Below are 22,062 nucleotides of genomic sequence, written 5' to 3'. Positions count from 1 at the left end.
ATCGCTCAAAAGTCGGGTGGAAAAGCGGTAAAACGGCGAAAATTATTGGAACTAAGTCAAGGTCCTTTTTTAATGAAAAGGCTTATTGATCTGAACACAACACTTCTCCATATAAGTATATCCACAAATACAAACCTCAAACTGGCGATAAAGAGCTTTAATATTGATAAATATATAAACAGCTTGGGCGCTGAAGAAATTTCAGTATACTGCGCTTAGGTTACACTGTAGAAAAAATCGCCGTATTCCCAGCGGGGTCCTTTGATGAGAAATAGAAATCGCGTTTGAATATGCAACCAAACGATTTTGCCGCTTGCAGTTTATTCGGTATACAAATAATAAACCTTTGACTAGTCCGAAGGTCGGTCGAATGAGAGAAAGTCATGTTTTTTAATAAGTCGCTTCAACAAGAAAATCAACGATTAAAGCAGGAGTTGCAAATCCTGCAGCAAATCCAAACCAGTTTAGATGAAGAGATGATCCGCTTAACATTGGATAGTAAAGGCATCATTACTTCTGCAAATACTAAGCTACAGCAAGAACTTTTCTTAAATGATGATGAGATCTTAACGAAATCAATTACTGAATTGGTACCGTCAAATTCGCGCAATACAGATCACTTTCATCGAATGAAGAAAGCCGTCCAAGATAAAGTGTTCTGGAATGGGGCATTGCAAGTACAGAAAGGTAATGGTGAGGAAGCCTGGTTAAGAACGATTATCCAGCCTGTTTTAAATGAGCGCAGAGAAGTAGAAAGCTTTTTTGTTTTTGCTTCTGAACTTACGCGAACGATCAAATCATCTCGTGAGCAAGAGGACATGCTAAATGCATTAAGTCGTTCTATGGCGGTGATTGAGTTCACATTAGATGGTCATGTTTTAAAAGCCAACGATAATTTCCTAAACACAATGGGTTATACGCTTGATCAGATTCTAGGGAAGCATCATCGCATGTTTTGTGATCAGGAAGAGTCGAGCTCTCAAGCTTACCGTGAGTTTTGGCAACGTTTAGCAAAAGGGCAATTTTCATCAGAGCGATTCAAACGAGTTAACCGTTATGGTGAAGAGGTGTGGTTAGAGGCTTCATATAACCCTATCCATAACGACAGAGGAGAGCTCTACAAGGTCGTTAAGTTCGCGACAGATATTACCCAGCAGGTGATGCAGGAACAGAAAATGGCCCAGGCTGCGCAATTGGCGAACGAAATCTCCCAAGAAACTGGAACACAAACCCTGCAAGGGCAAGAGGTTATAGGCTCAACGTTAGAAAAGATGCAGATACTTTCCGAGCAAATGCAGCAAGCGAACACGGCGATTGACGAGCTTAAAGCGCACTCATCGCGTATTAGCGAGTTGGTAAATAGCATCAGTGGTATCGCTGACCAAACTAACTTATTGGCGTTAAATGCGGCGATAGAAGCGGCTCGTGCGGGTGAGCATGGTAGAGGCTTTGCCGTTGTTGCTGATGAAGTCAGACAGCTTGCTACAAGAACCAATGCAACCACCGATGAAATTGTCACAATGGTAAGTGAAAACCTACAGAGAACGGATAACGCAGTTAAGCTGATCGCTAAATGCCAAAAAGAAGCACTAGATACGCTAGAGCTCTCTGAAAAAGCAGGTAATGTGATGAATGAAATACAAGATGGCGCTAGCCGTGTTGTAGAGGCCGTGGAGCAATTTAACCGCTCGTTGTAGTTAATCAATAAGTTTTCATTGCAGAGGCGATTGGTAAAAAGCAATTCGCCTTATTCAACCTGTATTGAGGAGCGCTGAAGTCGCAATACTACTCCTGCCGCAGTCAAGTTAAGCGTTTTGAAGGGGAGGTAGTTCGACACCCGGTACAGGTTTTAGCCAGTTTGCTTGCTGTATAGAATGCTAAAGTAATTTAGTATGCGAAAAGGCTTGCCTTAAGACTTTGCCTGCATTTAATGTATCTAGCAGCAGAACTTCAATCTGCGTGACAACAATACAGGAGAGGATCGGGCTTTCACTTTTTCGCTCGACACAAACCCCTTTCAAATTTACACAATAGCGCAGTAAAACTCTCTTGCTGCGCTATTGTGTGTTCCATATTTTGTGAGTACTTATGTTTAACTCAGAACGCAAAGCGACGGTTATTCTGGTTGCGACGACGATGATCGCGGCACTTGGCTGGATATTCTCTAAGGAAACAATACAGGGTTTACCACCTTTTGGCTTTATTGGGGCGCGATTTACTATCGCTTCGCTCTGCTTACTGCCTCTATGTTACCGACCTTTGCTGAAAGCAAACTTAAAAGATGTGCTTTCTGCTGGTGGTGTCGGGCTCCTGTTAGGCAGTGCCGTTATGACATGGATTTACGCTATTTCTATCAGTGATACTCTCGGGGAAGGCGCATTTATCATGAGCCTTTCCATGCTGTTTGTGCCGATTGTTGCATGGGTTATGTTTCGTCAACGACCACAACGAATTTTCTGGCTTTCTTTGCCTATCGCTGTATTAGGTCTTGCTTGTCTTTCTTTAGTTGGTGGCTGGAAACAATCGGCCAGTCAATTGTGGTTTCTTGGTGCAGCACTGGTTTTGGCGCTTCATTTTAATGTGAACAGCAAATACTCTCAAAAACTACCTGTGCTGCTGCTTACTTGCGTGCAACTTTTTTCAGCAGGTTGTTTAGGTTTGTTGGTTTCATTTTTTATGGAATCTTTCCCGGCAGAGGTGGACTCCTCTATTTGGTGGTGGTTTGCGTTGAGTACCTTATTAGCGACGAGCTTGCGTTACGTAATGCAAACCATGGGGCAAAAATTTGTTCAGGCAGGTAACGCTGCTCTAATTATGATATTAGAACCAGTTTGGACGGTTATTCTGAGCGTGCTGTGGTATGGCGAAGTGCTAACGGCAAATAAATTAGTAGGTTGTGTGCTTATCTTATTTTCTTTAATTATTTACCGTACTGGCGGGCGGTTTCGCTTCACTACTCGAAAGTAGAGCAAATTAACTTGGGTTGGGAGAATTTGAGGTGCCGGATGGCCTTCTACGAAAGTGATAATACGCGGTTACGCAATGCTAATGACACTTTTGATGTAGGCTGCCGACCCAGCTCTTCGCTGATCATCCAGCCAGCTTTAGCCAGTAGCTCTAAGTCGATCCCCGTTTCTATTCCTAATCCTTGGCATAAATATAGTACATCCTCCGTTGCGACATTTCCTGATGCGCCATGAGCGTATGGGCATCCACCCAGCCCGGCTACACTACTGTCGATGGTATTGATGCCCATACTCAGTGCCTGATAAATGTTGGTGAGAGCTTGTCCCCATGTGTCGTGGAAATGGACAGCAAGCTGGGGAAGAGGTGCAACCAACATGACGGCTTCTAGCATAGCAGCGATACGGTTTGGCGTGCCTGTACCGATTGTGTCGCCTAGAGACACCTCATAACACCCTAAATCGATGAGTGATTTGACCACGCTCGCCACTTGTTTAGGGGCTGTCGGGCCATCGTAAGGGCAGTCGGCAACGCAGGATAGATAGCCACGAACAGGGATGCCGTGTTTGGTGGCTAATCGCATTACAGGTTCGAAGCGAGTTAGGCTTTCTGCAATCGAGCAATTGATATTGTGTTGGCAGAATCCTTCTGAGGATGAAGTGAAAATCGCGACCTGATTGGCGTCAGCCTCCAACGCTTGTTCTAAGCCTTTTAGGTTTGGTGTCAGGGCAGAGTAGGTAACATGATTTCGCCGTGTTATTGCTTTCATGACCTCTATTGAGTCCGCCATTTGTGGCACCCACTTGGGTGAGACAAAAGAGCCCGCCTCAATATGAGTTAGCCCAGTATCAGAGAGTAAGTTGATCAGCCGGATTTTAGTCTGGGTCGCAACAGGAGATTCATTTTGCAACCCATCTCTAGGACCTACTTCGACAATCTTTACTTTTGAAGGCAGCATTACTTGTCCTGTGACTTGGTGACCCAACTTGGGCTACGTTTTTCAAGAAACGCTTGCAGCCCATCTTGACCTTGGGGTGATACTCTAATGTCCGCAATGAGCTTGCTAGTATAGTGAATCAGTTGTTGATCGATGGGGTTTTGATGACATTGATGGCAGAGCGTTTTCGCTTTACGCATCGCATCTGGGCTATTAAGTAGCAACGTCTTGATTACGCTATCGACCGCATTTTCAAGCTGTTTGGCTTCTTTCACTTCGTGCACAATACCAAACCGTTCGGCATCTTCGGCTGAAATGACTTCACCACTTAAGATATAGCGTCTAGCTTGTCTATTCCCCATCGCGCGCATGACGTAAGGCGCAATGGTCGCTGGAACTAAACCAAGCCTAACTTCACTTAAGCAAAAGTTGGCACTTTGGCTTGCGATGGCGATATCACTACAACAAATCAACCCCAAAGCGCCACCATAAGCGGAACCTTGAACAACTGCGATGGTGGGTTGAGGGAACGAATCTAATGTTTCCATGAGTCTTGCCAAGTTTTGGGCATCAACGAAGTTATCTTGCCTCGTGCTGTCGGCCATCGACTGCATCCAATTCAAATCGGCCCCGGATGAAAAATGCTTACCGTTACTTCTTAATACCAAGCACCGCACATCCGTTCGTAAAGCGAGATAATCTAGGCGGTGGATCAGCAAGTCGATCGTACAAGCGTCAAAAGCATTGTGTTTAGCTGTTCTGTTTAGGGTAATGGTCGCTACGCCATTATCATCGACATGCCAAAGAACATCATCTTGCCTTTGGGCGTTGGGAATAATGCTTGGTTGCATTTCCTGCATACTTACTTCCTTAATTCATCTTTGGATATTTACATTCTGAAGACGCCAAACTCGCTATCAGGAATGGGGGCGTTTAATGCTGCCATTAACGCTTGACTCAACACCTGGCGCGTTTTTTTAGGGTCAATAATTCCGTCATCCCATAGCCGAGCACTCGCAAAATAGGGATGTCCTTGTGTTTCATACAAGTCTATGATCGATTCTCTAAAAATGTGCTCTTCTTGCTCTGACCACGCTTCCCCCTGACGTTCCTTCGCGTCTTTTCGAACTTGTGTTAAAACGCCTGCTGCTTGTTCTCCGCCCATCACAGAAATACGCGCGTTCGGCCACATCCACATCATGGTTGGATCATACGCTCGGCCGCACATGCCGTAATTACCAGCGCCGTACGATCCACCGATGATCACGGTAAACTTCGGCACGTCAGCACAAGCGACGGCCATCACTAGCTTGGCGCCATGTTTTGCGATGCCTTCTTCTTCAACCTTTTTTCCGACCATAAAGCCGGTAATGTTTTGGAGAAAGAGAAGCGGTGTTTTCCGTTTGGCGCACAGCTCAATAAAGTGCGCGCCTTTTTGTGCCGATTCAGAAAACAAGATACCGTTGTTTGCCACAATACCAATCAAGTGTCCTTGAATACGAGCGAAGCCACACACTAGCGTTCTGCCGTACAAGGCTTTGAATTCGTCGAAATCAGAATCATCGACGATGCGGGCAATAATTTCTCGAACGTCGAATGACAGTCGTAAGTTGGCATTCACAATTCCGTAGATTTCTTCTGCGTCGTAGCGGGGAGAAAGCACGGTGTTTTCTGGCTTAACAGGTCTTGTTCTATTGGCATTGGCAATGGCTTCTCTCGCAAGCATTAGGGCATGTTCATCATTTTCAGCGTAATAATCTGCGACACCAGATTTTCGACAATGCACGTCTGCACCGCCGAGCTCTTCACCCGTCACGACTTCGCCAGTGGCCGCTTTCACCAAAGGTGGCCCCGCCAAAAAAATGGTGCCTTGCTCTTTAACCATAATGGACACATCCGCCATGGCAGGAACGTACGCGCCCCCAGCAGTGCAAAGCCCCATCACAACAGCAACTTGGGGGATGCCTTTCGCCGACATTCTCGCTTGGTTAAAGAAAATGCGACCAAAGTGTTCTTTGTCGGGGAAGACGTCGGACTGATGAGGGAGATTTGCGCCACCGGAGTCCACCAAGTACACGCAGGGGAGTTGGCAACGTTGGGCAATCTCTTGCGCTCTAAGGTGTTTTTTTACCGTGAGTGGGTAGTAGGTTCCGCCTTTTACCGAAGCATCGTTGGCGATGACCATGCATTGAATCCCCTCTATGATACCAATGCCGGCGATAACACCAGCGCAGGGGATCGCTTCGTCATACACTTGCCAGGCGGCAAACTGGCTGATTTCAAGAAAGTCAGTGTTGTCATCAAGCAAGCGCGCGATGCGTTCTCGTGCGGGGAGTTTTCCTTTTTGCCTCTGGTGCTCAATGGCTTTTTCACCGCCGCCCTGTTTGATGGTCTCGATGTGTTGATTAAGTTGAGTGACCAACGTTTCCATCACGGCTTTATTGGAAAGAAATAACTCGTCAGTTGGCTTAGTTTTACTTTTGATAATGGCCATAATGACTTCCTTGTCGTATGTTCCGTTAGCGAGATTCTTCGAACAGTTCTCGGCCTATTAACATGCGGCGAATCTCTGAGGTACCCGCGCCGATTTCATAAAGCTTTGCATCACGTAGCAAACGACCAGCAGGGTATTCATTGATGTAGCCATTCCCACCGAGCAGTTGTATTGCATCGAGTGCCATTTGTGTGGCGAGTTCTGCACTGTACAAAATCGCGCCAGCGGCGTCTTTGCGTGTTGCGTTACCTCGATCACAAGCCGCTGCGACGGTATATACATACGCTTTTGCTGCACTCATTCGAGAGTACATATCGGCGATCTTGCCCTGAACTAACTGAAACTCGCCAATGGATTTTCCAAACTGCTCTCGTTCATGTACGTACGGGACCACAATGTCCATGCAAGCTTGCATTATCCCGAGTGGTCCGGCAGCAAGGACGACGCGCTCGTAATCCAGCCCACTCATTAACACCTCGACGCCTTTATTCAACTCGCCAAGAATATTCTCTTTTGGCACTACGCAATGGTTAAATACAAGTTCGCAAGTATTCGAGCCTCTCATGCCTAGCTTGTCCAGCTTTTGAGCATGAGTGAAACCTGCGAAGTTACGTTCAATAATGAATGCGGTAATGCCACGTGAACCTGCGCTGACATCCGTTTTAGCGTAAAGCACCACTACGTCAGCATCGGGCCCGTTTGTTATCCACATTTTGTTGCCATTCAGTACAAAATGGTCGCCCTTGTTCTCCGCTTTCAGTTGCATGCTTATCACGTCTGAACCTGCATTGGGCTCACTCATCGCTAGGGCGCCAACGTGCGTACCATCAATGAGTTTTGGAAGGTATTTTTCGCGTTGAGAAGGCGTGCCGTTACGAAAGATTTGGTTGACGCACAGGTTAGAATGAGCGCCGTAGCTTAAAGCGACAGACGCAGAGGCACGGCTGATTTCTTCCATGGCAACAACGTGAGCGAGGTATCCCATGCCTGCACCACCAAGCTCTTCATCGACGGTCACACCAAGCAACCCCATTTCTCCCAACAAAGGCCATAAATGATTCGGGAACTGGTTATCGCGGTCTATCTCAGCGGCGATGGGCGCAATATGTTCCGTAGCAAAGGCATTAACGTGTTCTCGGAGCATATCGATGGTATCACCAAGTCCGAAATTGAGTGGGGTATAGGTGCTTTTCATAACGTCTCCCGGTATCAGAGGTAAGGTGGAAAAGCCTGTAGCGGTGTTGCTAATTGAGTATAGCGTTTATGTCTGCTTGCTTTTGAGTGTTTGAATACAACGCTCCTTAGCGGCATTCAACTCTGCCATAACGACGCTGATGTCGTTGAGTTGTTGCTGTAGGACGGCTTGTTTCTCTTCAATGATATTGAGCATTTTCAATAACTGTCCGTCGGTTTGTTGCATGTCGTAGAGCTCGAAAAGTTCACGAATTTCTGCCAACGAAAAACCGAGTCGTTTCCCTCTTAAAATCAGTTTGAGGCGAATTCTATCCCTGCGTTGATAAACGCGCATATTGCCCTTTCGCTCTGGTTCAATCAGACCCACGTCTTCATAAAACCGGATACTGCGAGTAGTAATATCAAACTCCTTGGCGAGGTCACTGATCTTGTATTTTTCCATAACATACTTACCTCGAATAAAAATCCAGTTTCTGGAAATCGAACCTTAAATGGGAAGGCCGAACATCAACTTTGAAATATAAACGTCTGCTTGGTGTGTTTTTTCATCTCATTGTAAAGGCTAGTGCTATGCTTACGTAAACGTCAAGAAATCGCGGAATGAAAGTTTGTTAGTGAAAAAGGCGATAAAGGCTGGTGTGGCGCTTGGTGAGTAATTCTATGTAGGGTGTCATCAGTCTGCCAAGTGTTCACATATACCTTAAGGGAATGCGAATCATGGGAAAAGACATCTGGATTGTCAGCGCGAAAAGAACGCCAATTGGGCGCTTTCAAGGCAAGTTGCAAACTTACTCTGCTCCTCAATTAGGCGCACTGGCGATCAAGGCGGCAATGCACGAAGTGAATGTGACTTCGGTGGATGAAGTGTTCATGGGATGTGTGCTTCCAGCAGGGTGTGGACAAGCTCCTGCTAGGCAAGCATCTATGGGGGCAGATCTTCCTTTGGGCGTAGGGTGCACCACCATTAACAAAGTGTGTGGCTCTGGCATGAAGAGCGTCATGTTAGCGCACGATCTCATTAAAGCTGGAACGATTCGCTCTGCCATTGCTGGTGGTATGGAAAGTATGACCAATGCGCCGTATTTGCTGAGGGAGGCGAGAAAGGGAATGCGTATGGGGCACCAGTCTACGTATGACCACATGTTTCTCGATGGGCTACAAGATGCTTACGAAGGGCACTTAATGGGTGTTTATGCTCAGCAAGTCGCTGACAGGCTTAAGTTCACCAGAGAGCAAATGGATGAATGGGCCGTGATGTCGGCAAAACGTGCGTTGGAAGCTCAAGAGCGAGGCTTGTTTGCCGATGAACTTTCGCCGGTTTCACTCAATACCAAGTCAGAACAAGCGGTGCTGGACTACGATGAGCACCCACGCTCGATTGACCTTGGTAAAATTCCTCAACTCAAACCTGCATTCGATGAAAAAGGTACGGTGACCGCTGCTAATTCGAGTGCCATTTCAGATGGCGCGGCGGCTCTTGTGCTTATGGATGAAGACACTGCGCGTCATCAGGGGCTTAAACCACTTGCGATCATCAAGGCGCACTCTACACATGCCAGAAAACCTGCAGAATTTACTTTGGCACCCGTCTACGCAATTGAGCAACTGCTGTTCCAGCTAGATTGGTCAATTTATGAAGTGGACCTGTGGGAAATCAATGAAGCCTTTGCCGTTGTGACACAAATAGCGGTGGCGGAACTTGGACTAGATACGAGCAAAGTAAATATTAAAGGTGGAGCCTGTGCACTTGGGCATCCGATAGGGGCTAGTGGCGCACGAATTCTGGTGACATTGATTCACAGTTTGCGTCAGCTACAAGCGCTAGGCACCAATGGTGATCTCGAAGCCAAAAAAGTGATGCGGGGTGTTGCGTCACTTTGTATCGGTGGTGGAGAAGCCACGGCGATAGGCATTGAAATACCGCTTTAATTGAAATCAGAAAGGAGTAAATGATGACTCGTTTGGTTCCCTTGTTTATTGGTGGCGAGTTTCGTGAATCTCAAACATCGGATTGGGTTGAGGTAACCAATCCTGCCACTAATGATGTCATTGCGTACGTTCCATGTTCCACAGAGCACGAGATGGAAGCTGCCATTGATAATGCGAAAGAGACATTCCAATCCTGGAAGGAAGTGGCAGTATCCGAGCGTGCCAGAGTCATGCTTCGTTATCAGCACTTGCTCAAAGAGCATCATGATGAGCTTGCCACACTGCTTTCTCATGAAACGGGTAAGATTTTAGCGGATGCTAAAGGCGATGTGTGGCGTGGTATCGAGGTGGTTGAGCAGGCGGCAAACATTGCTAGCAACATGATGGGCGAAACCGTCGAAAACGTTGCCACGGATATTGATAGTTACTCAATGATTCAGCCCCTAGGTGTGTGTTGCGGCATTACGCCATTTAACTTTCCTGCCATGATTCCGTTGTGGATGTTCCCAATCGCTATCGCTGCGGGCAATACATTTGTGCTTAAACCCTCCGAACAAGTGCCATTGACCTCTATTCGTTTAGCTGAATTATTTGAGCAAGCTGGCGCGCCGAAAGGAGTGTTGCAGATCGTTCATGGCCGCAAAGAGCAAGTCGACTTTCTTCTGGCTCATCCTGATATTCGAGCGGTGTCATTTGTTGGCTCGGTTCCCGTTGCCCGTTATATCTACACCACAGGGACTAAACATTTTAAACGGGTTCAAGCTTTTGCTGGTGCAAAGAATCACATGGTGATCATGCCTGATGCAAACAAAGATCAAGTGGTGAATAACCTAATCGGAGCCTCCGTAGGGGCTGCGGGGCAGCGTTGTATGGCAATTTCTGTTGCGGTATTTGTCGGCGATTCAAAACAATGGATTACAGACCTCAAACAGGCAATGGCGAAAGTACACCCAGGGCCTTGGGACGATGAGCAAGCTGCTTATGGCCCACTGATCAGTGAGCAAGCTAAACAACGCGTATTGGACCTAATTGAAGATGGCAAACAACAAGGCGCAGTGTGTGAACTCGATGGCAGTCAGTGTGAAGTGGAAGGCTTTCCCGATGGAAACTGGATTGGCCCAACCTTGTTTAGCGGTGTAACAGCGAACATGTCGATTTACACGCAAGAGATATTTGGCCCTGTTTTAGTTTGTATGGAAGTCGAAACGTTGCAAGAGGCCATTGAGTTGGTGAATCGCAACCCATACGGGAACGGCACTTCCATTTTTACGGCTAATGGCGCTGCTGCGAGAAAATATCAGCATGACATTCAAGTCGGTCAGGTTGGGATCAATGTGCCTATTCCAGTTCCTTTACCATTTTTCTCCTTTACTGGTTGGAGAGGCAGTTTCTATGGTGATTTACATGCATATGGTAAACAAGCAGTGCGTTTTTATACCGAGACCAAAACGGTGACGGCGCGTTGGTTTGATGACGATATTCCAACGGGGCCTAATCTGACTATCCAACTGCGCTGAGTGAATAAAAGGAGCTTTTATGGACTTTGAACTTAATGAAGATCAACGTGCATTTGCCGATACCGCTCAACAATTTGCCGATGAGCGTTTAGCACCGATGGCGGCGGAGTGGGATGAAAAGCAGATCTTCCCCAAAGACGTATTGAGAGAGGCGGGGGAACTGGGGTTTCTCAGTCTCTACACACCAGAAGAACATGGCGGCTTAGGGTTAAGCCGCTTGGATGCGTCAATTATCTTTGAACAACTCTCAATGGGCTGTACGTCGACGACCGCTTTCATGACTATCCACAATATGGTCAGTTGGATGATAGCCAGTTTTGCTACCGATGAAGCCAAAACGCAGTTCTGTCCGAAATTAGTTACGGGGGAGTGGTTAGGCTCCTATTGCTTAACCGAGCCTAATGCGGGATCGGATGCCGCTTCGCTGGCCACAACCGCGAGCAAAAAAGGTGATACTTACGTGTTGAATGGTGGCAAAACCTTTATCTCTGGCGCAGGAGAGACAGATGTTTTGGTCGTGATGGCGCGAACCGGAGAAGCGGGTGCCAAAGGCGTGTCCGCATTTGTTGTTCCTGCTCACGCTGATGGTATCAGCTATGGGCGCAAAGAACCCAAAATGGGTTGGAACAGCCAACCAACACGAGCGGTTACTTTTGAAAATGTCGTTATTCCAGCTAGCCATTTACTGGGCGAAGAAGGGCAAGGTTTTGTCTTTGCGATGCAAGGGCTTGATGGAGGGCGTATAAATATTGCGACCTGTTCCGTCGGTACGGCTCAACAGGCCCTTGAGCAGGCGACACAATACATTCAGGAGCGTAAGCAGTTCGGCAAGTCGCTTGCGCAGTTTCAAGCCTTACAATTCAAATTGGCAGACATGGCAACAGAGCTAGTGGCTGCGCGGCAGTTAGTGCGCTATGCCGCCAGCAAACTCGACCGAAATGACCCAGATGCCACGGCTTATTGCGCGATGGCAAAACGGTTCGCAACCGATGTGGGCTTTCAGGTTTGCGACCAAGCGCTGCAGCTTTATGGCGGCTATGGTTACATCAAAGAGTATCCAATGGAGCGTCATTTCAGAGATGTGCGTGTGCATCAAATTCTGGAGGGAACGAACGAAATCATGCGCTTGATCATCGCGCGCCGTTTGCTCTCTGAGGAATCGGCCTTGCTGTAGCGAAGTATTGGATTTGCTCATTGAGAAAGGATTCAGATATGCCATTAACCCAAGAAGCCATTCAACATACGATCACTAATCACGTTGCGCTGGTGACAATGAACAACCCGCCAGCCAATACGTGGACAGCAGAGAGCCTCAAGGTACTGAAGTCGCTGATACTCACACTTAACAATGATAAGCAGGTCTACGCACTGGTTTTAACCGGCAGTGGAGAAAAGTTTTTCTCTGCTGGTGCAGATCTCAAGCTATTTTCTGACGGTGACAAAGCGGTTGCGTTAGACATGGCGCGATGCTTTGGTGAAGCCTTTGAAACGCTCTCGGAATTCCGTGGTGTTTCCATTGCCGCTATTAATGGTTACGCCATGGGTGGAGGTTTAGAAGTGGCATTAGCTTGTGATATTCGAGTCGTTGAAGAGCAAGCGGTACTTGCTTTACCTGAAGCCAAAGTCGGACTTTTGCCCTGCGCTGGCGGTACCCAAAACCTCCCAGCGTTAGTAGGGGAAGGCTGGGCAAAGCGTATCATTTTATGTGGAGAGCAAGTCAGCGCTGACAAAGCAAAAGAACTAGGCCTAGTTGAGGAGTTGGTTCCCAAAGGTGAAGCTTTAAGTAAAGCGCTGGAACTTGCTGAATCTGTTGCGAACCAGTCACCATCTTCTGTCGCCGCATGTAAGGCGCTCATTCAAAATATGCGCTCTGCGCCACTTAAGCACGGCTTAATGAAAGAGCGAGAGTTGTTTCTGAATCTTTTTGATACGGAAGATCAAGTTGAGGGTGTTCGCGCCTTTTTAGAAAAACGCCCACCGCAATGGAAAAACCGATAGGAGGCCACATGGCAGGGATGGTAACCATTAGTGAAATAGAGTGCTTAGATGGCGTGCACCGCATTGGTATCGCAACGTTAGACAACACCGCTTCATTGAATGCATTGACGTATGACATGTTAGTCCAACTTAACGATCAGCTTATCAAGTGGCAAGATGATCCACATATGGCTTGTGTGGTACTGACTGGCGCTGGAGAAAAAGCATTCTGTGCTGGTGGTGATGTTCGAGCTATGTATCACGTCATGCATAACGAGAGTAAAGAAAAAATCGTAGAGTTCTGTACGAACTATTTCTCGTTGGAGTATGAGTGTGACTATCTCATCCACACTTACAACAAACCCATTATCGGTTGGGGAGAAGGTATTGTCATGGGCGGTGGGATGGGGCTTTTTATGGGAACCAGCCATAAAGTTGTGACAACAACATCACGCCTTGCTATGCCAGAAATCAATATTGGACTGTATCCTGATGTGGGAGGTACGTGGTTTTTAAGCCAGATAGATCCGCAAGTGGGTTTATTCCTCGGATTGACAGGCTCCATGGTGAATTCAAGTGACGCTGTCACTATTGGTTTGGCCGATTGGTTACTGTTGGAAGAGCAGTATCCCACCTTACTGGATGAGCTAAAGCGGCTCCAGTGGGGCAAAGAAGATGCGAAAGAGTTGGTAACTGCGCGACTACAATTAATGGAAGAACAGGTTATTGATAGCAAACCAACCACGCAAATTTGTCCATACTTAGATCAGATAGAGGAAGCGTGCAAAGGCTTTGATCTTAATACGATAGCACAGCGAATCATGGCTATCGACGGGAACAGTCAGTGGATAGAAAACGCGAAACAAACGTTCGCCGCAGGCAGTCCGATCACCGCGCATATTTGCTTCAGACAAGTGAAAGAATACCACAGTTTACCACTTGCAGGTTGCTTCCGCTTGGAGCTGAGTTTATCGGTTCGCAGTGCCTTATTAGGTGAGTTTAAAGAGGGCGTCCGTTCTCGGCTTATTGACCGGGATGGCGAACCTAACTGGATGTTTAACAATGTCAGTGAAGTCGATGAAGATATCATCGATACCTTGTTTACCTCACTTTGGCCGGATGACGAACATCCGCTTGCTGATTTGGGTGAACAAACACTAGGTCAATAAGGAGAATGATCATGAGTACCATCGCATTTATCGGTTTAGGAAGAATGGGGCATCCGATGGCGCAAAACTTATTAGCGTCTGGATTTAACGTGCAAGTATTTGATGTCGATAGCGAAGCGGCAAAGCAACTTGCACCTTTTGGTGCGGTGGTGGCGAGCTCTATCGAGGAAGTCGTGGATGGTGCAAGCACGGTCATCACGATGCTACCAGCAGGATCTCACGTTCGTTCCGTGTATCTTGGCGACTTACACGGCGGCGTAGGTGTCCTCAATCTTGTCTCGCCAAGTACCTTGATGATTGATTGTTCAACCATTGATCCGGACTCTGCGCGATTAGTCGCCAATGAAGCGGCAAATAAACGCGTGTTGTTTGTCGACGCGCCCGTTTCGGGGGGCGTTGCTGGCGCTAAAGCGGCGACATTAACCTTTATTGTTGGTGGTTCGGATCAAGCGTTTTCTAAAGCCAATGCGATTTTGCAGTATATGGGAAAAAATGTTTTCCATGCTGGCAAAGCAGGCGATGGTCAAATGGCTAAAATCTGTAACAACCTTATGCTCGGCATTTTAATGTCTGGTACGTGCGAGGCATTAAACCTAGGTATCGATCATGGACTCGATCCAAAAGTGCTATCAAACATCATGCTGCAAAGCTCTGGCCGAAATTGGGCATTGGAGCTTTACAATCCTTGCCCAGGCGTGATGGACAGTGCGCCAGCCAGTCACGATTACCAGCCGGGCTTTATGAGCAAACTCATGCTAAAAGATCTCGGCTTGGGGTTAGATGCGGCGTTACAAACACATTCTTCGGTTCCGATGGGGTCGTTAGCGCGCAACTTATATTCTTTCCACAACGCGAGCGGCCACGGCGAGCTCGATTTCTCAAGCTTATTTGAGTTATACAAGAGTAAGAAAGGCTAGACCGAGTTTTGTGACAAACCAGCCCGAGATGGTGACCTAAAACGCGCATCATTTCGGCCAACTTAGACTGGTTGAGATAGAGAACATTACGAGCTATGGAGTGCACCAATATGGACATAAAAAGTAGTGTTATTGCCATTACAGGAGCAGGGCAGGGGCTTGGGCAAATGATGGCCATTACCCTTGCTCAAGCTGGCGCTGATTTAGCGTTGTTGGATGTAAACGCCAGTGGCTTAATGGAAACACAAGAGCAGTGTCGAATGCTGAGTGCGAAAGCGTTGACATATCAAGTGGATGTCACCAACGAAATCGATGTTGAAACCACGTTTGAAGCGATTATCCAAGATTTTGGTCAACTCAATGGGTTAGTCAATAACGCTGGCGTGTTAAGAGATGGGTTACTTGTAAAAGCAAAAGATGGCGTGATCAGTAAGATGTCTTTAGATCAATTCAATTTGGTCATGAACGTTAACGTGACAGGAACATTTTTGTGTGGGCGTGAAGCTGCCGTCAAGATGATTGAGAGTGGCTCCCAAGGCGTTATCATCAATATTTCTAGTGTTGCGAGAGCAGGGAATATCGGACAAACCAATTATTCTGCGTCAAAAGCGGCGGTCGCGACCATGGCGACAACATGGGCCCGTGAGCTCGCAAGATACGGTATTCGCGCGGCGGCGGTTGCACCAGGTGTAGTTCATACCGCGATGGCAGAGCAAATGAAACCAGAAGCCATAGAGCGATTAGAAAAGATGATCCCAGTTGGCAGGATGGGCGAAACAAGCGAAATCGCGCATGCAGTAAAATACATTATTGAGAGTGATTACTTTACTGGCAGGGTTTTAGAAGTGGATGGCGGTATTCGTATGTAAGTGACCACTTAAATAAGGCTCTGATAGACCTGAATAATAAGTTTCTTTCCATTTCAACATTTTCTATGTTGTGGAGTGCTAATTCTGCGCAACCCAAATGTATTTACAACTTATGTTTGGATTTACCTTGAGAATGATTTCTCGCAATCCAATAAAGAGATGTAAATACCACTCAAATATTAAGTTAAATCATTAATTTGATGCTGATCACACTTTTGGTTTTTTAGTTTCCGCTTCTCATTAAGGCTATCTGCGTAAATGAAGTTGATAGTCAGTCTCACCAATTTTAAGTTTCAACTATTTGTTTTTAAATAATTAATTGTTGAAGCACGAGAAATTCGTGTTGAGGTTAATATTCGATTTAAAGTGTGTAACTTCCATTAATGGAAGGTTAGTTTCCAGTTGTGGCTAATGAGCTTTAACTTTTTACTCCTCATAATGCGCCAAATGTAACATAGTGTTTCAAAGTGTAACAATAAACTCACACTAAGAGTGTGGTTTTGATCTCCACTCAATTCCGTTTTGTTTCGCTCTGAGCCCGACGTTACTCATGCTCAACACATAAACATTCTAATGACTATAACAACTGGTTCTTGGCTTGATACCAATCGTATCGTAGCAAATAACGGTTCATTCTAGCTGGTTAAATGCTTGATGACGAAGTTGAAAAATTGTAAGTATAATAACTACTTATCGAAGTTTTTTCTTGTTCTCATACATTACCTCTGCGCTATTTGTGAGCTTTTATTTACTTTGATTGGCATCTGCTTTGAAACCAGACAACCATCGAGAAAGTTAATGGAAGCCTCAAGATATAAACGCATCTTGTCGAGGGGAAGTTTGGCGTCCGTCATACTTATGCTCTCAGGATGTAATTCAGCTTTACTTGACCCCAAAGGTGCCATTGGTGTGCAAGAAAAAGAGTTAATTATTACTGCTCTTTTGCTGATGTTGATCGTTGTAATCCCTGTGATTTTAATGACGATTTACTTCGCTTACCGATACCGCGCCTCTAACACTGAAGAAGAGTACGCACCCGAGTGGTCACACTCGACCAAAATCGAAGTGGTGGTATGGACAATTCCAATCATCATCATTGCGATTCTTGCGACGATCACATGGCGTTCAACTCATGAACTAGAGCCATCCAAACCTTTGGAAAGTGATGTTAAACCAATGACCATCGAAGTGGTGTCACTCGATTGGAAATGGTTGTTCATATATCCAGAAGAAAACATTGCGACGGTGAACTATGTGGCGTTCCCGAAAGACGTGCCAGTGCAGTTCAAACTGACTTCGGACAACATCATGAACGCGTTTTTCATCCCTCGCTTAGGTACACAGATCTACGCGATGCCAGGAATGGTAACCAAGCTCAACCTGATAGCGAACCACGAAGGTGACTACAAGGGTTTTGCATCGAACTACAGCGGCGAAGGCTTTTCGCAAATGAAGTTCACAGCTTCAGCAATGTCTGATCGTGCTGCGTTCCTAAATTGGGTGCAGAAAGTGAAGGCGAGCCCTGATCGTATTGAAGATTGGGAGCAATACAGCTCACTGGCAGCGCCAAGTATCGCAGAGCCAGTCACTTTGTTCTCTAGCGTTCCTCCGTTCTTGTTCACCGACGTTGTGACTCAGCATCCTGGTTCAATGAACTGTTTGCCTGAAAACCAAGGATAATCGTAATGTTTGGAAGATTAACTCTTGATTCAGTTCCATTCCACGAACCTATTATCGTCATCACCCTAGCGGTTGTGGCGCTGGTTGGTTTAGCCGTAGTTTACGCGGTGACCAAAGCCGGAAAGTGGCAATATTTGTGGAATGAATGGTTTACTTCAGTAGACCATAAAAAACTTGGCTTCATGTACATCGCAGTAGCGATGGTGATGCTTGTTCGTGGTTTTGCTGACGCAGTCATGATGCGTAGTCAGCAACTCCTTTCTTCTGCGGGTGAAGCAGGTTACTTGCCACCGCATCACTACGATCAAATTTTTACTGCCCACGGCGTGATCATGATCTTTTTTGTAGCGATGCCATTGGTCATTGGTTTGATGAACATCATCGTGCCATTGCAGATTGGTGCACGTGACGTGGCTTTCCCGTATCTGAATAACTTGAGCTTCTGGCTGTTTGTTGTTGGTGTCATCCTAACAAACATGTCTCTCGGCTTAGGTGAATTTGGTCGTACAGGTTGGCTAGCGTATCCGCCGCTTTCAGGTATTGAGGCAAGCCCAGGAGTCGGGGTCGACTATTGGATTTGGGCGCTGCAGATATCAGGTGTTGGTACGACGTTAACAGGCGTGAACTTCTTCGCGACCATTTTGCGTATGCGTACACCGTCTATGCCAATGATGAAGATGCCAGTTTTCACTTGGGCGTCTCTGTGTGCAAACATTTTGATCATCATTTCATTCCCAATCCTAACGGTGACTATCGCTCTGCTTACGCTGGATAGATACCTAGGCATGCACTTCTTTACCAATGATCTTGGCGGCAACGTAATGATGTACGTCAACCTGATTTGGGCTTGGGGTCACCCAGAAGTGTACATCTTGATTTTGCCAATTTTTGGTGTGTTCTCAGAAGTCACCGCAACCTTCTCACGTAAAAAGTTGTTCGGTTACACATCGCTAGTTTGGGCTACCGTAGTTATCACGATTCTTGCCTTTGTCGTTTGGCTACACCACTTCTTTACGATGGGGTCTGGCGCGAACGTAAATGCCTTCTTCGGTATTGCCACGATGATCATTTCTATCCCAACTGGGGTGAAGATCTTCAACTGGCTATTCACGATGTACAAAGGCCGCATCCGCTTTACGACGCCAATGATGTGGACGGTGGGCTTCCTTATCACCTTTACTGTTGGTGGTATGACGGGCGTACTAATGGCTGTTCCGGGCGCAGATTTCGTTCTGCATAACTCAGTATTCCTTATCGCTCACTTCCACAACGTTATCATCGGTGGTGTGGTGTTTGGATGTTTCGCTGCGATCACTTACTGGTTCCCGAAAGCGACCGGTTTCACCATGAATGAAACTTGGGGCAAACGCGCGTTCTATCTTTGGATTATTGGTTTCTTAATGGCGTTCTTACCGCTTTACGCGCTGGGCTTCATGGGGATGACTCGTCGTTTAAGCCAAGACATCAACCCAGAATACTTCCCACTGTTGTCGATTGCCGCAGCAGGTACGGTTGTGATTGCGCTGGGCGTATTGTCTCAGTTCATCCAAATTTACGTGAGTATCCGTGACCGCGAGCAAAACCGTGATCTAACTGGTGACCCGTGGGGTGGTCGTACTCTTGAGTGGGCAACATCGTCTCCACCGCCGTTCTACAACTTTGCGCACCTACCAAAAGGTGATGTGCTGGATGCCTTCTGGTACCAGAAACAAAGTGGCGAGTTCGATCCAAATAAAGAAGTGGAATACGAACGTATTCATATGCCAAAAAACACGGCAACAGGCATCTACGTGTCGGCTTGGTCGCTCCTATTTGGCTTCGGCATGATTTGGTACATCTGGTGGCTAGCGGCGGCAAGTTTGGTCGGTATTATCGTGACGTGTATTCAGCATAGCTATAACGATGATGTGGATTACTACGTGGAAGTTGAAGAGATCAAAGCAATTGAGGCCGAACGTCGAGCTCAGCTTGAAGAAGCGAAGAAAAACTCAGTGAAAGACAGCGAAAGTAAAGATGATCTGGAGGTGACGTATGCAAACTAATATCGCAGCACATCACGACCATGATCACCACCATGACACGAATGGCAACAAGCTATTTGGCTTCTGGGTTTACCTGATGAGTGACTGTGTACTGTTTGCGACCTTGTTCGCGACATACGCTGTGTTGTCGAGCAATTCAATTGCGGGCCCAACAGGTAAAGACATTTTCGAACTCCCATTTGTGTTTGTCGAAACCATGCTACTGCTGTTTAGCAGTATCACATTTGGTTTTGGCATTATCGCGATGAAGCGCAACAACGTTGCTGGTCTCAAACGTTGGATGTTAGTCACGTTCGCGCTTGGTCTTGGCTTTATCTGTATGGAGGTCTATGAGTTCCATCACCTGATTGAAGAAGGCTATGGGCCACAAACAAGTGCATTCCTATCGGCATTCTTTACGTTGGTTGGTACGCACGGCCTGCACGTAACCTTTGGTCTGATTTGGTTAGCGGTAACGTATCATCAACTGTCGACGAAAGGTCTGAACGACAATATGGCAATGCGCTTTAACTGCTTAAGCCTATTCTGGCACTTTCTAGATATCGTTTGGATTTGTGTCTTTACCATCGTTTACTTACTGGGGGTAATGTAATGGATCAACATGTAGAAACCAGTTCGTCAGATTACGTGAAAGGCTTTATTGCCTCACTGATTCTGACGGTAATTCCGTTCTACTTTGTTTGGACGAAATCATTACCAGATACAACGGCCTATGCGATTCTATTTGGATGTGCATTAGTGCAGATATTTGTTCACTTTAAATACTTCTTGCACATGGAAACAAAAACATCCGACGGACGTTGGAACCTTGTATCACTGATGTTTACCGCCATTGTTGTACTTATCCTTATCGCTGGCTCGGTATGGATCATCTACAACATGAACGTCAACATGAAGTTGTAGGCCAAGGTATGCTGAAAAGTTATTTGTCTATCACTAAACCGGGCATTATTTTCGGCAACCTGATTTCTGTTGCGGCGGGGTTCTTCCTCGCCGCAAAAACAGAACCAGCCAGTCTAATGTTGTTCGTTACGACGTTAGTTGGTGTTGGGTTAGTCATCGCTTCAGGTTGTGTGGTGAATAATATTTTCGATCGTGATATCGACCAAAAGATGGCACGTACACGAAATCGTGAAACAGTGAAAGGCAACATCAATATCGATATTGCGTTTGTTTATGCACTTGCATTATTGCTGGTAGGAACCGCACTGTTATTTATCCGAGTAAACCCACTATCCGCTGTCGTCGTGTTGCTTGGCTACGTGTATTACGTGTTCTTTTACACGATGTGGTACAAACGTAACTCGGTGTATGGAACCTTAGTGGGAAGTATCTCAGGCGCAGTTCCGCCATTGGTGGGTTACTTGGCGGTAACAAACTTCATTAGCTTGGAAGCGATTTTACTCTTTACCATGTTCTGTCTCTGGCAAATGCCGCACTCGTATGCCATTGCCATGTTCCGCATGCAAGACTACCGAGAAGCCGGGATTCCCGTATTGCCAGTTAAAGAAGGCATTCATAAAGCGCATCGACACATGAAAGCGTATGTCGTGGCGTTTGGAGCAGCATCATTGGGGTTATTTTTACTAGGTGAAGCCGGGTATGAATACTTAGCGGTTGCAGCGGTTGTTTGCTTTATGTGGACGAAAGTGACCTTTCGCAGCATTGATGACAACAACTACATCGCTTGGTCAAAGTCGGTGTTTAAAGTCTCACTGCTAGTGGTGATGGGGATTAGTGGTGTGCTTGGTGTCGAGTTGATTCCTCTAGCTCTGTAACAACCAAACCTAAGCGTTTGCTAAGCGCCAATATCTTTTGCTGCTGAATGCATGAATGACCTTACCTAGAAGTAAGGTCATTTAACTTTCTATTGTCCTTTGTTTTTCCTGTTCCTCCTCTAGCTTCACTATCACGTATTCATATCTAAAAGCAAAAACAACCAGTGTGTAAAACATAGTGGGTCGCGTGTTTCCGCTGACGCGTAATAATGCCAAGAGATAGCGACTATTAAGCTAAAAAGTATAAACAGCGCAATAACTCTATTTACCATATGAGAATTCAATATCGATAGTTTGTAATGTAAACATTTGGGGTAGTGCTAGTTCCCATAGCAGCATACAAACTAACAATGTGAATGTTTGAGTTGAATCACCAGCTAGCGAAATACACAAGTTTTACGACTGAAAGTGGGTGACGAAGCATCTTAACTCCAGTGAAATGAACACGATTAAGAATCATCCATTTACATAATCTAAAAACTCACTAAACCTTAACCCAGATTAAAGTTTTGTCGTCTCCGAGGCATTAAGGTGCGCCTGTAGTTTGCAGGTCTCAAGGATTCAGAGAAGGAACAGCCATACATCGTGTATCGCT

19 protein-coding genes and 1 pseudogene are annotated in these 22,062 nt (G+C 46.3%); 15 read left to right on the top strand and 5 right to left on the bottom strand.

All coding sequences use genetic code 11. The annotated features are described in order from the left end of the window. Positions 1–383: 383 nt before the first annotated feature. The 3 genes and pseudogenes from R7Q41_RS24505 to R7Q41_RS14180 form a co-directional block, all read left to right on the top strand. Positions 384–1,163 (top strand): annotated as a pseudogene (locus tag R7Q41_RS24505) (PAS domain-containing protein); the annotation flags it as partial. Next, the gene (locus tag R7Q41_RS24500) at positions 1,161–1,697 is read left to right on the top strand and encodes a methyl-accepting chemotaxis protein (RefSeq protein ID WP_372036153.1); all 537 of its coding nucleotides are present in this window, start codon (positions 1,161–1,163) and stop codon (positions 1,695–1,697) included. The pseudogene R7Q41_RS24505 and the gene R7Q41_RS24500, both read left to right, overlap by 3 nt. Before the next feature lie 391 nt (positions 1,698–2,088). Beyond that, a complete protein-coding gene (locus R7Q41_RS14180) occupies positions 2,089–2,967 on the top strand; it encodes a DMT family transporter (protein ID WP_053303726.1) in 879 nt (292 codons plus the stop codon). Between the two features lie 46 nt (positions 2,968–3,013). Here the strand turns inward: R7Q41_RS14180 and R7Q41_RS14175 are convergent, their stop codons facing one another. The 5 genes from R7Q41_RS14175 to R7Q41_RS14155 all read right to left on the bottom strand — a co-directional run bounded on the left by R7Q41_RS14175 (position 3,014) and on the right by R7Q41_RS14155 (position 8,031). Next, positions 3,014–3,922 carry a hydroxymethylglutaryl-CoA lyase gene (locus R7Q41_RS14175; protein ID WP_318076899.1) on the bottom strand — a complete coding sequence of 303 codons (909 nt, stop codon included), beginning with the start codon at positions 3,920–3,922 and terminating at the stop codon, positions 3,014–3,016. After that, positions 3,922–4,761, bottom strand: a complete 840-nt coding sequence (locus R7Q41_RS14170) for an enoyl-CoA hydratase-related protein (protein WP_017821060.1) — start codon at positions 4,759–4,761, stop codon at positions 3,922–3,924. Before R7Q41_RS14170 ends, R7Q41_RS14175 begins: the two co-directional genes overlap by 1 nt. A 29-nt stretch (positions 4,762–4,790) precedes the next feature. Continuing rightward, positions 4,791–6,395, bottom strand: coding sequence for a carboxyl transferase domain-containing protein (locus R7Q41_RS14165; RefSeq protein ID WP_262635908.1), 1,605 nt, complete (start codon positions 6,393–6,395; stop codon positions 4,791–4,793). Positions 6,396–6,420: 25 nt separating this feature from the next. After that, positions 6,421–7,590, bottom strand: a complete 1,170-nt coding sequence (locus R7Q41_RS14160) for an isovaleryl-CoA dehydrogenase (protein ID WP_158159375.1) — start codon at positions 7,588–7,590, stop codon at positions 6,421–6,423. A 66-nt stretch (positions 7,591–7,656) separates the two neighbouring features. Continuing rightward, a complete protein-coding gene (locus R7Q41_RS14155) occupies positions 7,657–8,031 on the bottom strand; it encodes a MerR family transcriptional regulator (RefSeq protein ID WP_262635907.1) in 375 nt (124 codons plus the stop codon). 275 nt (positions 8,032–8,306) lie between these two features. Between R7Q41_RS14155 and R7Q41_RS14150 the strand changes: the two genes are divergently transcribed. The 12 genes from R7Q41_RS14150 (at position 8,307) to cyoE (ending at position 21,467) form a co-directional block, all read left to right on the top strand. Then, positions 8,307–9,518: an acetyl-CoA C-acyltransferase gene (locus R7Q41_RS14150; protein ID WP_017821196.1), complete on the top strand. Its 1,212-nt coding sequence runs from the start codon at positions 8,307–8,309 to the stop codon at positions 9,516–9,518. 23 nt (positions 9,519–9,541) lie between these two features. Continuing rightward, the gene (locus tag R7Q41_RS14145; RefSeq protein ID WP_064354633.1) at positions 9,542–11,035 is read left to right on the top strand and encodes a CoA-acylating methylmalonate-semialdehyde dehydrogenase; all 1,494 of its coding nucleotides are present in this window, start codon (positions 9,542–9,544) and stop codon (positions 11,033–11,035) included. A 19-nt stretch (positions 11,036–11,054) separates the two neighbouring features. Next, a complete protein-coding gene (locus tag R7Q41_RS14140; RefSeq protein ID WP_262645958.1) occupies positions 11,055–12,209 on the top strand; it encodes an acyl-CoA dehydrogenase family protein in 1,155 nt (384 codons plus the stop codon). Between the two features lie 38 nt (positions 12,210–12,247). Continuing rightward, a complete protein-coding gene (locus R7Q41_RS14135) occupies positions 12,248–13,033 on the top strand; it encodes an enoyl-CoA hydratase (RefSeq protein WP_248525408.1) in 786 nt (261 codons plus the stop codon). An 8-nt stretch (positions 13,034–13,041) separates the two neighbouring features. Next, entirely contained in the window at positions 13,042–14,181 is a 1,140-nt protein-coding gene (locus R7Q41_RS14130) for an enoyl-CoA hydratase/isomerase family protein (RefSeq protein WP_318107836.1), read from the top strand. An 11-nt stretch (positions 14,182–14,192) separates the two neighbouring features. Next, positions 14,193–15,098, top strand: coding sequence for a 3-hydroxyisobutyrate dehydrogenase (mmsB, locus tag R7Q41_RS14125; RefSeq protein WP_053307783.1), 906 nt, complete (start codon positions 14,193–14,195; stop codon positions 15,096–15,098). Positions 15,099–15,208: 110 nt separating this feature from the next. After that, positions 15,209–15,967, top strand: a complete 759-nt coding sequence (locus R7Q41_RS14120) for an SDR family oxidoreductase (RefSeq protein WP_005375778.1) — start codon at positions 15,209–15,211, stop codon at positions 15,965–15,967. A 798-nt stretch (positions 15,968–16,765) separates the two neighbouring features. Then, positions 16,766–17,647, top strand: coding sequence for a ubiquinol oxidase subunit II (gene cyoA, locus R7Q41_RS14115; protein WP_005388604.1), 882 nt, complete (start codon positions 16,766–16,768; stop codon positions 17,645–17,647). Positions 17,648–17,652: 5 nt separating this feature from the next. Beyond that, the gene (cyoB, locus tag R7Q41_RS14110) at positions 17,653–19,689 is read left to right on the top strand and encodes a cytochrome o ubiquinol oxidase subunit I (protein WP_033906952.1); all 2,037 of its coding nucleotides are present in this window, start codon (positions 17,653–17,655) and stop codon (positions 19,687–19,689) included. Next, entirely contained in the window at positions 19,679–20,281 is a 603-nt protein-coding gene (cyoC, locus tag R7Q41_RS14105; RefSeq protein ID WP_033906953.1) for a cytochrome o ubiquinol oxidase subunit III, read from the top strand. Before cyoB ends, cyoC begins: the two co-directional genes overlap by 11 nt. After that, positions 20,281–20,592: a cytochrome o ubiquinol oxidase subunit IV gene (gene cyoD / locus R7Q41_RS14100; RefSeq protein WP_033906954.1), complete on the top strand. Its 312-nt coding sequence runs from the start codon at positions 20,281–20,283 to the stop codon at positions 20,590–20,592. The genes cyoC and cyoD overlap by 1 nt, the downstream gene beginning before the upstream one ends. After that, positions 20,553–21,467, top strand: a complete 915-nt coding sequence (gene cyoE, locus R7Q41_RS14095) for a heme o synthase (protein ID WP_033906955.1) — start codon at positions 20,553–20,555, stop codon at positions 21,465–21,467. Before cyoD ends, cyoE begins: the two co-directional genes overlap by 40 nt. Positions 21,468–22,062 lie beyond the last annotated feature (595 nt).

The organism is Vibrio sp. 2096 (assembly GCF_033339595.1).
Lineage (GTDB): Bacteria > Pseudomonadota > Gammaproteobacteria > Enterobacterales > Vibrionaceae > Vibrio > Vibrio alginolyticus.
The sequence above is the reverse complement of the archived record's forward strand: the minus strand, read 5'-3'. Positions and strand labels throughout refer to the sequence as shown.